The sequence below is a fragment of the Acinetobacter sp. NBRC 110496 genome (genome assembly GCF_000876115.1).
Taxonomy (GTDB): domain Bacteria; phylum Pseudomonadota; class Gammaproteobacteria; order Pseudomonadales; family Moraxellaceae; genus Acinetobacter.
The window spans coordinates 44,846-55,821 of sequence record NZ_BBTF01000025.1 but is presented as its reverse complement, the minus strand read 5'-3'; the positions used below and the strand labels follow the sequence as shown (position 1 = coordinate 55,821).

The window sequence follows — 10,976 nt, the reverse complement described above, 5'->3', positions numbered from 1 at the left end:
TCAAACTTATCAATCAACCCAAGAATTCAACCACTTTAAGCCAAATCCTTGTTTCTCAACAAGTTTTTATCTGCATCACCGCCGATGGATGTGCATTCTACAGCATTCACAACCCAATACAACCCCCTTTTTTATTATTTTCTATTGCATGTTTCTTTTTTCTACAAAATCAGTGTTTTCGTTGTTTTTATCAGCTATTTACGTATAAAAAGCAGGCTCATAGCCTGCTTTTTATTATTTTCTTTTCGATTTAATCAGTGAAAGTCACACGTGCAATCGCTTTTTTACCCGATTGAATGATTAAAGTGACATTCTCTTTTACAGAGTAGCTCATATCAACCACATTCCAATCGACTTTAACCGCACCACGACCCACTGCATCTTTTGCAGCAGCGGCATTCGGGTTTAAACCTGCCACGCGAAGAATGGTTGCAATAAATAACTCACCACCAAACTCGCCACGAGAAATGGTTACTTCTGGGGTATCTTCGGGTACTTCACCTTCAGTTACACGGTTACCTGCACTCTTGTGTGCATTTTCTGCGGCTTCTGCATCATGGAAACGTTCAACCAACTCAAGCGCCAAGATACGTTTAATTTCTTGTGGGTTACGGCCTGCAGCCATTTCATCCAGTAAAACTTTGATTTCATCCAATGACTTAAAGCTGAGTAAATCAAAGTAACGCTCGATCAAACTATCTGGCATCGACAAGATTTTTTGGTACATCGCACCTGGGGTATCAAATACGCCAATATAGTTGCCTAGAGATTTAGACATCTTGTTCACGCCATCTAAACCTTCAAGAATCGGCACGGTAATGCAGACTTGTGATTCTTGACCATAGCGACCTTGTAAGGTACGGCCCATCAATAAGTTAAAGGTCTGGTCTGTTCCACCCAACTCTACATCCGCTTCAAGCGCAATTGAGTCATAACCTTGAACCAATGGATACAGGAATTCATGAATTGCGATTGGCTGATGACTATTATAACGCTTGGTAAAGTCATCACGCTCTAACATACGCGATACGGTTTGCTGGCTTGCCAGTTGAATCAAATCAGCCGCGGTTCTTTGGCTAAACCATTCTGAGTTTAAACGGACTTTGGTTTTATTTGGATCTAAGATTTTAAAAACTTGTTCTTGATAGGTTTTTGCATTGGCAATCACTTGCTCTTGTGACAACGGTGGACGCGTTGCGCTTTTGCCCGTTGGATCACCGATCATAGCGGTATAGTCACCAATCAAGAAGGTCACTTCATGTCCCAAATCTTGGAAAGTTTTTAATTTATTAATTAGAACCGTATGTCCTAAGTGTAAATCTGGAGCCGTAGGGTCAAAGCCTGCTTTTACACGGAGTGGACGATTCTCTTTGAGTTTTTTCAATAAATCTTCTTCAGAGATAATCTCGTGCGTGCCTCGTTGAATGAGAGCAAGCTGTTCTTCGGCTGGCAAGAAATTTGACATCACAAAACCTAAACACATCAGTTATTCAATTTGTGCGATATACTAACATTTTTTCAGCATCTTGCAGGATAAGTTGTATATGAGCGCGATCTATATTGGTGTAATGACAGGCACGAGCATGGATGGTGTTGATATTGTTGCAACTTCATTCGACCCTTTAACACTGCATGCCACGCTGACTGTGCCTTTTGAGCCTGAATTACGTGATGAGTTAATGGCATTAACGCTGCCAGACGACAATGAAATTGATCGTATGGGCAAAGCTGATGTGGCTTTGGCACAAATGATTGGGCATGGCATCAATCAACTGATTGAAAAGAATAATTTAGACCGAGCACAGATCAAAGCGATTGGATCACATGGGCAGACCATTCGTCATCGCCCAGAACATGGTTTTACCTTACAAATTGGTGATCCCAATATCATCACTGAAATTACACAGCTGCCTGTAGTTTCTGATTTTCGTCGTCGCGATATGGCGGCAGGTGGTCAAGGCGCGCCCTTGGTTCCCGCATTCCATCAAGCACTGTTTCAACATGACAGTATTCACCGTGTGCTTTTAAATTTAGGTGGCATTGCCAATGTCAGTATGCTGCCTGCCAATAGCCTGGACGGCGTATATGGCTTTGATACGGGCCCAGCCAATATCTTGATGGATGCTTGGTGTCATCGCCATACTGGGCACCCTTATGATGAAAATGGTGACTGGGCAGCCTATGGCAATCCCATTCGCTCTTTATTAGATCGCCTACAAAGCCATGAGTTTTTTGCCAAAGAACCACCAAAGAGCACGGGGCGGGAAGATTTTAACCTAGAATGGCTAGATGAACAGCTCAGTGATTGGCGCAATGATCTCGGCTATGACGAGCTGGAAGATACCCCCGAAAATGTTCAGGCTACCTTAATGAAACTGACCACACGTGCCATTAAGAAAGCGATTTATCGCAGTAAAGAAAGCATGCCAACAGGGGAAATCTATGTCTGTGGTGGCGGTGCCTATAACTCACATTTACTTGAGCAACTCCGTTGGCGTTTGCGCAAGCACAATTGGTCTGTTCAGACCACGGATGCGCTCGGCCTAGCCCCAACATGGGTAGAGGCTACGGCATTTGCATGGTTAGCCATGCGTTTCGTCGAGCAGCTCAGTGGTAACTTACCTGCTGTCACAGGCGCATCGGGTGACCGTATTCTCGGCACCATTACAGTCGTCTAAGGCCATAAAAAAAGCTTCTCAATTGGAGAAGCTTTTTTACAGCAAAAATCTATTAAATCGAGAACGATGAACCACAACCACAAGTGGTGGTCGCATTCGGGTTTTGAACTACAAAACGAGAGCCCTCAAGCCCTTCCAAATAATCGACTACTGATCCAACAAGATATTGATAACTGAGTGAATCAACCAGCATTTTAACGTCGCCATTCATAAATTCAGCATCATCTTCATTGACGCTTTCAGCGAAGTTAAAGCCATAAGAGAACCCTGAACAACCACCACCTGTTACATAAACACGTAACATAAGGTCGTTATTCCCTTCACTTTCGCGTAGTTGGCGAACTTTGTTAGCAGCACTATCTGACAATTCTAGAGCTTGGGCGTTCATGATGGATATTCCTCAGACTTCAATACGTCTTTCATAAATAAAAGACCCGATATGTAGTATAACATACTCAATATCGGGTCTGTATTTGAAGTTTTAAAGTCTCCTCAAACACTTTTTACAAGATTATTTATAGTTCTCATCTTGTAGACCACATTCAAAATTCTTGGCATCTTCACGGCAACGGAATTGCCATAACAATTTCATCATGCGCTTGTCGTAAATTCCTTTTGCTGTCAGATTGATCCGTGCTTCACGCATCAACTTTTGATAGCCTGGTTTATCTGCAGCAGGTACTTCCATCCAGTATTTTTGTGGAATATCAGCTTTCATCTTACCTAGAATACCAAAGGCACGTGGCAGTTGGGCCTTGACCCACTCTCTCGACTTTTGACCAAACCCTTCTGGGAATTTTTCAGGACGAATAATTAAATTGCCTGTTACTTGTAAAATCGGATAATTGACAATCGCACCTTTGCTTCCTAAACCCTTATATAATTCTAAAGGCTTAAAGGCTGCAGCTGGTGCACCAATAATATCGACCTGACCATTATTAAACTTGGCACCAAAATTAGTGATATCTGAGCTCACTGCTTGCGCACCCACTTGTGCAGCCATAATTTTCTGTGCTTCATCATAATCGAGTACGGCGATTTTCTTGCCTGCGGCCTTGGCCACTGTATTGATATTACGGTCATTCACCAAGAGATAGGCATCCCCCACAGGGATGACTCCAACCACTTCGTATTTGCCATTGACCATGGCTTTGGCAAAGGTTGGGCTAGCTAAACCCTGCATAACCTTTACCGCGAGCTTAAGATCCGTAATCGCCCCGATTGCATCCAATGAACCGGTAAACTGATTAAATTGGCGTCCCCGCATTCCGGTAATACTGACCCCATCACATTTACCTGCTTTAAAGTCTTCTGCAATGACGGCCTCATTGGTTCCGACTTTTAGCTCAATATCAGCGCCCCATGTTTTTGCAGCGAGTTGATAATCCTTCATTAATGCATAGACATCACCACTTTTACCGACGATATCAAATACACAAATTGTTTGTTTGGCCTGAGCACCCGCAGATGCCGCAGCAATCCCTGTAGCGACTAATAATGTTTTAAACCATTGCATGTTATTTTTTCCTTTGCATCTATGTGATTGTTGTTGCATCACACCCAAAATTTAAAATTAAGCGATATCCTGATCTGGGTTTCAAATGAATATATGTTTTTATACAGTTACGTCCAATCATCCTGATTAAAACATATTTTTAAATCTCACGATTTCATTTGGATTGTTATATTGAATTATGATCCTGCTCTTTAGCAAACAAGACAATGGCTTAAATGACATCTACAAAAAAACAAAAAGCCTAGATGAATCTAGGCTTTAAGTACACTTTATTGCAATTACTGATTATTCACCAGGTAGCGCACATTCAAAGTTTGCTTTGTCTACTGAACAACGCGCTTTCTTCAATACAGACATCATGCCTGCATCGTAAACACCACGTTTGGTTAAGTCCATACGACCATCACGTAACAGTTTTTGATATTTCAAGTTATCTTCAGCAGTCAAGTTCATTTTATATTTCGCAGGAATTTCAGCTTCATAACGCTTGATCATTGCGAAAGCTTTTGGAAGCTGTTTCACAAAATAATCACGCGATTTTTGGCCAAAACCAGCAGGGAATTTCTCTGGACGAATCACAAGATCCGCAGTGACTTGGAGAACAGGGAAGTTAAACATCGCACCGTTTGTACCCAAACCTTTGCTTAATTCTAATGGTTTATAGGCATAAGCAGGTGCACCGACCATATCCACCTGGCCGTTGTTAAATTTCGCAGCAAAGTTAGAAATATCAGAAAGTACTGCTTGGGCGCCTACGCGTTGTACCATGATTTTTTGTGCATCGTCATAGCCCAATACTGCAAACTTTTTACCTGCTGCCTTTTCAATTGAGTTAATGCTCTTGTCACGTACGAAAATGTAAGCAGCACCTAAAGGCGCGATCCCTGCAACTTCATATTTGTTGCCACCTAAGTTTGTGGTCATTTTTGCTGCGTTACGCGCATCTAACACATAAGTAATTGCACGCTGTGCCACTTCATTGCTTGGCGCACCGCCCAATGAATCTACTGAACCTGCAAATTTGTTATATGGGCGGGCACGCATTGCTGTCATCGCAACAGCAGCACATTTACCTGCTTTAAAGTTATTGTCTGCAACCTGTTCATCCGTGATTGCAAGTAGGTTGACATCCGCACCCCAGCCTTTTGCTGCGAGTGCCCAGTCTTGCATCATTTTGTATGATTCACCTGACTTTCCTAATAAGTCGAATACACACACATCAATTGCTGCCTGAGTAGAAGCAGATACACCTAAGATCGAAGTTGCTGCAAGAGCAAGTGCAATTTTTTTCATATTTTTCATCCTTTCACAAACTTTATGTTTGTCTCCTTGTTCGAAACAAATATTAATCATGTTTCTTGAAAAAAAATAGAGCTTCTACTCTATTTTTATGACCAGATTGTTTATTTTTTACCCTGTTTTATCTATTTCTATTCTTTTCTTAGGCAATTTTGTTATATCTGCCTCAATTTATGTATCGTTTTATATCTAGGCCACTGTTCTCCTTTCTTATTCGCCACTCAAAGTACACTCAAAGTTGGTTCGTTCAACCGTACAACGGGCACGTTTCAGTACATTCATCATACTCGCATCGTACACGCCTTGCTTGGTTAAATTCATACGTCCGTCCCGTAACATTTTTTGGTAACGGGTCTTATCTTCATTGGTCAAGGTAATCTTTTTGGCATTCATTCCTGCCTCTAAACGTTGCACCATGGCAAAGTTACTTGGCAGCTTGTTGACAAACCATTGTCGAGATTGTGCACCAAACCCACTTGGGAATTTCGCAGGACGAATAATCAAGTCGCCTGTGATATTGACCACAGGAAAATTAAATAATGCACCATTGGCTAAACCTTTGCTGATTTCCAAAGGCTTATAGGCATAAGCAGGTGCCGCGATCACATCAACCTGCCCGCTATTAAATTTTTTTACAAAATCTGAAATATCTGAGGGTACCGCCACCAGATCAATACTTTCCACAATGGCTTTTTGAGCTTGGTCATAATGTAAATAAGCAAATTTTTTACCTTTGGCTTTTTCAATGGTATCTATCTTTTTATCTCGTACAAAGATATAAGCCAACCCAACCTGAATAATGCCCGCGACTTCGAATTTATCTCCATTCACAGTTGCGGTTAAACGGTGCTGGTTACGCTTGTCCAGCACATAGCTAATTGCTTTTTGCGCAATCGCATTACTGGTCACAGCCCCAACCGCATCGACAGAACCTGCAAATTTATTATATTTACGTGCACGCATTGAGGTCATGTAGACCGCATCACATTTGCCTGCATCGAAATCTTGCTCTGCTTTTGCTTCATCTTGATAGGGAATGAGCTCGACGTCCCCCTGCCAAGTTTTAGAGGCTAGCTTCCATTCTTCGATCAGTTTATAAGACTCCCCAGCCTTCCCCAATAAATCAAAAACACAAATTTCTTGTTTTGCCTGAACAGAAGTCGTCATGGCACATAGAGCCATCGCCCCGCATACCCAAAGTCCCTTTTTCATCTTGTTTTCCCTTTTTGCTATTCTGCACAATTTTCCATCAGTGCGTATTCAATATAGTCAGATTTTGACCAAAAGCATAGCGCTTTTATCTACATACATCGGGTTTTGCAGCGTTTTAATAAAATCCATCACAGTTTATTTGATGCAAGCCGAACGCCATTGAATGCCAGTTTCATCCTTCCAAAGCCGCTATTTATTCCCCGCCGAGCGTACATTCAAAATTGGTCCGATCCACAGTACAACGCGCACGCTTCAGCACACTCATCATGCTGGCATCATAAATACCCCGTTTGGTCAGTCCTATGCGCGCTTCTCTAAATATTTGCTGATAACGGGTTTTATCTTCATTGCTGAGATTGATTTTATATTTGGCAGGTAATTCGGCTTCAATTCGTTGAATCAGATTAAAATTGGTATTCAACCGGCTCAGAAACCATGTCCGAGAATTCTGCCCAAAAGCATTCGAGAACTTATCAGAACGGATAATCAAGTCCATGGTCATATTCACTGCAGGAAAGGTAATAATCGCCCCTTCATTGCCCAGCCCCTTATACAACTCTAAAGGCTTGTACGCATAAGCGGGTGCTGCCATGATATCTGCCTGCCCATTGTTAAACTTTTTAGCAATATCTGAGATATCTGAAAGTACAGCCTGTCCTCCCAGACTTTTAACTACGATCTTTTGCGCTTCGTCATAACCGAGAACAGCAAATTTTTTACCTTTGATTTGCTCAATGGTATTCATTTTCTTATCTTTAACAAAAATATAAGCCAATCCGATTTGCGAAATACCTGCAACCTCATAGCTTTCTTGATCAACAGTACTGATCAAACGGCGCTGATTACGCTTGTCCAAAGCAAAACTTATTGCCTTCTGCGCAATGGCATAGCTAGGTACGGCGCCAATGGCATCAATCGAGCCTGCAAACTTGTTATAACGACGGGCGCGCATTGAAGTCATATACACGCCATCACATTTACCCAGCTCAAAATCATTTTCCGCCAGTGCTTCATTCTGATAGCTGATCAGTAAGGTATCACCATGCCATGCTTTCGCGGCCAATGACCACTCCTCCATGGCTTTGTAGGCTTCTCCAGACTTCCCCAACAGATCAAAAACACATATCTTGTTTACCGCCTGTACGTCTGTGCATGTCCCCAAAACCAGCATTGCCCCCAATGCAAAAACACCCTTGTTCATCCTTAAACCCCGTTGCTCTCTTTTTAATCATGTTGCTTATTTTTCATATAATTTAAATATTAATCTGATTCAGGTCACAAAAATAGAGTGATTACTCTACTTTTCGATGAGCTGATCAATTCAATTCGAACAACTTGATCTTCAATATAAAAATTTGCATTCATGGGCGATCACCTTAAAATGCAGCTATCTATTCGCTATTTTGCATGCTCATGATCCAGTTTGACCAAGTTTCATTACGCCGCGGTGGGCGTGTTCTATTTCAAAAAGCATCGATGCAGCTTCATCCAGGCTGGAAAATTGGTCTTACAGGCGTCAATGGTGCAGGTAAATCCACCTTATTTGCTGCCTTTTTAGGGGATTTGGTTGCAGATGAAGGTAATCTGACCCGTCCTGCGGTCTGGACTGTGGCGCATATGGCACAGGAAATCAAAGCGCTGGAAATGCCAGCACTTGATTTTGTTCTGTCTGGTGACGAAGAATATTGGGATATTCAAGAAAAATTAGCACACCCTGATCAACTGAGTAATGATGATTTGGCTCAACTGCATGGCCGTTTTGATGAGATTCATGGCTATGCTGCGCCTGCCAAAGCTGCGCAACTCATGGCGGGTCTTGGTTTCCTTGATCATCAACTCCGTTTAAATGTCGCAAGCTTTTCTGGTGGATGGCGCATGCGCTTGAACTTGGCGCGTACCCTGATGAGCCGTTCGGACTTGTTGTTACTGGATGAGCCAACCAACCACTTGGACTTGGATGCGATCTTGTGGTTAGAAGACTGGCTCAAAGCTTATGAAGGTACACTGGTTCTGATTTCACATGACCGAGATTTCTTGGACGCGATTACCGATCATATTTTGCATATCGAAAACCAAGAACTGACCTTATATACAGGCAATTATTCTACTTTTGAAACAACTCGTAGTGAACGTTTAGCACAACAACAACAGGCTTTTGAAAAACAGCAAGAAACCCGTGCCCATCTACAGAAGTTTATTGACCGCTTTAAGGCCAAAGCCACCAAAGCCCGTCAAGCACAAAGTCGGATTAAACAGTTGGAACGGATGCAGCAACTGGCGCCTGCGCACGTTGATACCCCATTTACTTTTAGCTTCCGTGAACCAACTAAAATGAGTTCGCCATTGTTGAGCTTAGAGGCTGCAACCATAGGCTACGGCGATAAGATGATTGCCGAGAAAATTCGTCTGCAAATTACTCCAAGTTCCCGAATCGGTTTACTGGGAATGAATGGTGCTGGTAAATCTACCCTAATTAAGGCCTTGGTCGGTGATTTACCCCTGCTTTCCGGCGAACGTAAAGCCTCTGAACTCCTCAATATCGGTTATTTTGCGCAGCATCAAATGGATGCTCTCGATGCCCATGCCAGCCCAATGTTGCAATTGGCGCGTATTGCTGACAAGCAGATCAGTGAGGCAGCATTACGCGCCTTTTTAGGCGGATTTGGCTTTAGTGGTGAGCGTATGGATACGCCATGTGAGAGCTTCTCTGGGGGGGAGCGCGCCCGTTTAGCCTTGGCATTGATCGTATGGCAACGCCCAAATGTCTTGATTCTGGACGAACCAACCAACCATTTAGACTTGGATATGCGCCTTGCGCTGACCATGGCATTACAAGACTTTGAAGGCGCTGTGGTGTTGGTATCACATGAACGCCAGTTAATTGCCAGTGTCTGTGATGACCTACTCTTAGTCCACGCCGGCAAATGCAGCGAGTTTGAGGGTGATTTACAAGACTATGCCAAATGGTTACGCGAAGCTCGCCAGCAACAGATCAATGCACAAAGTGCATTACAGCAACAAAGTACCAATACACAGGTGCCCGCATTAAAAGTAGACAAAGAAGCCCAACGTAAAGAAGCGGCTCGGCGCCGTGAAATGACCCGACCAATTCGGAAAAACATCGAAAAAGTCGAAGCTCAGATTGAAAAAGTTCAGCCACGTTTAACCGAGATTGAAAATGCTTTAGCAGATAGCGCCTTGTATGAAGCCAACCGCAAAGATGATTTGATCAAGCTCATGAACGAACAAACTGAATTGAAAGCCAAATTAGAGCAGCATGAAGAACAACTTTTAGAGCTGATGATGGAACTCGAAGAGCTGGAAAGCTCATTTGCAGATTAAACCGCCGTGTGATTCATACAGCGATGTATTTTGAGCTGTATGAATCACTGCTTTTAAGGTCATTTGTTTCAACAGGATCATCCCATTGATGGGCTTAAAAGATGCTTTGGATACTTAAAAACACTATGAATATCATTAAAAATGTCATGAATTTGTCGAGAATTTAGGATAAGGTGAAAAGTGGAACTTTCTCAGAAAATTGAGCTTTAGTGTCAGGCTCGATATACTCAGCCCCACAGTGGTAAATTTATAACTGATGAATGAATCCTGAGGGTTAAATTCAATTCACATTTTTGTACTTTAATTTGGTGAGTACTCTATTTTGGATCATACAAACTGAATGAATTCTTTAGATTTTCTTTTTAATTTTGAACATATTCTGCCAGTCTTGGTTCAAGAGTACGGTTTATGGATTTATGCCATCCTTTTTCTGATTATTTTTTCAGAAACCGCCTTTGTGTTTATGTTTTTTTTACCAGGTGACAGTCTGTTACTCACCGTAGGCGCTTTGTGCTCTGTCGTTGAAATCATGCATCTTGGCTATATGATCAGTCTCCTATTTTTTGCAGCAGCACTGGGCTATATGGTGAACTATCATATCGGTCGACATTTTGGTGATCGTATATTCAACGTGAAATCACGCTTTATTAAGCAGGAATATCTCCAAAAGACCAATGTGTTCTTCTTGAAACACGGCGGCAAAACCATTTTACTGGCTCGTTTTATTCCTTTTGCACGCTCATTTGCACCTTTGGCTGCAGGTTCAAGCAACATGAACTACACCCATTTTGTGATCTATAACATCCTGGGTGCTTTACTTTGGATTAGTGTTCTGGTCACTGCAGGATATCTCTTTGGCCACGCCTTAATTCAAGTCAGCGATTTTGTGGAAAATTAACCACGCAACAATACGTTCCACGTGAAACTTA

Annotated in this window: 9 protein-coding genes and 1 pseudogene; 4 read left to right on the top strand and 6 right to left on the bottom strand. The window is 42.4% G+C overall.

Annotated elements, in window-relative coordinates:
* Nucleotides 1–254 (top strand): annotated as a pseudogene (locus tag Aba26S_RS21260) (hypothetical protein); the annotation flags it as partial.
* Here Aba26S_RS21260 and tyrS read toward each other — a convergent pair.
* A complete protein-coding gene (tyrS, locus tag Aba26S_RS13010) occupies nucleotides 251–1,483 on the bottom strand; it encodes a tyrosine--tRNA ligase (protein ID WP_155770355.1) in 1,233 nt (410 codons plus the stop codon). The pseudogene Aba26S_RS21260 and the gene tyrS sit on opposite strands and share 4 nt — an antisense overlap.
* Nucleotides 1,484–1,544: 61 nt before the next feature.
* On the opposite strand from tyrS, the gene Aba26S_RS13005 reads away from it, so the two are divergent.
* Entirely contained in the window at nucleotides 1,545–2,678 is a 1,134-nt protein-coding gene (locus tag Aba26S_RS13005; protein WP_005277634.1) for an anhydro-N-acetylmuramic acid kinase, read from the top strand.
* Between the two features lie 52 nt (nucleotides 2,679–2,730).
* Here the strand turns inward: Aba26S_RS13005 and erpA are convergent, their stop codons facing one another.
* The 5 genes from erpA to Aba26S_RS12980 all read right to left on the bottom strand — a co-directional run bounded on the left by erpA (nucleotide 2,731) and on the right by Aba26S_RS12980 (nucleotide 7,906).
* Complete coding sequence (erpA, locus tag Aba26S_RS13000; protein ID WP_005244817.1) at nucleotides 2,731–3,066, bottom strand: iron-sulfur cluster insertion protein ErpA; 336 nt, start codon at nucleotides 3,064–3,066, stop codon at nucleotides 2,731–2,733.
* Between the two features lie 123 nt (nucleotides 3,067–3,189).
* On the bottom strand, nucleotides 3,190–4,194 hold the full coding sequence (locus Aba26S_RS12995) for a putative solute-binding protein (RefSeq protein WP_005277636.1): 1,005 nt from the start codon (nucleotides 4,192–4,194) through the stop codon (nucleotides 3,190–3,192).
* A 285-nt stretch (nucleotides 4,195–4,479) separates the two neighbouring features.
* A complete protein-coding gene (locus Aba26S_RS12990; protein WP_043972528.1) occupies nucleotides 4,480–5,487 on the bottom strand; it encodes a putative solute-binding protein in 1,008 nt (335 codons plus the stop codon).
* A gap of 216 nt (nucleotides 5,488–5,703) precedes the next feature.
* Complete coding sequence (locus tag Aba26S_RS12985; RefSeq protein WP_043972514.1) at nucleotides 5,704–6,705, bottom strand: putative solute-binding protein; 1,002 nt, start codon at nucleotides 6,703–6,705, stop codon at nucleotides 5,704–5,706.
* A gap of 193 nt (nucleotides 6,706–6,898) precedes the next feature.
* Nucleotides 6,899–7,906 (bottom strand): putative solute-binding protein, encoded by a 1,008-nt coding sequence (locus Aba26S_RS12980; RefSeq protein ID WP_043972511.1) that lies wholly within the window; start codon nucleotides 7,904–7,906, stop codon nucleotides 6,899–6,901.
* Nucleotides 7,907–8,118: 212 nt separating this feature from the next.
* On the opposite strand from Aba26S_RS12980, the gene Aba26S_RS12975 reads away from it, so the two are divergent.
* Both Aba26S_RS12975 and Aba26S_RS12970 read left to right on the top strand, forming a co-directional pair.
* Nucleotides 8,119–10,047, top strand: coding sequence for an ATP-binding cassette domain-containing protein (locus tag Aba26S_RS12975; protein ID WP_043972508.1), 1,929 nt, complete (start codon nucleotides 8,119–8,121; stop codon nucleotides 10,045–10,047).
* A gap of 340 nt (nucleotides 10,048–10,387) precedes the next feature.
* A complete protein-coding gene (locus tag Aba26S_RS12970; RefSeq protein WP_005277648.1) occupies nucleotides 10,388–10,945 on the top strand; it encodes a VTT domain-containing protein in 558 nt (185 codons plus the stop codon).
* Nucleotides 10,946–10,976 lie beyond the last annotated feature (31 nt).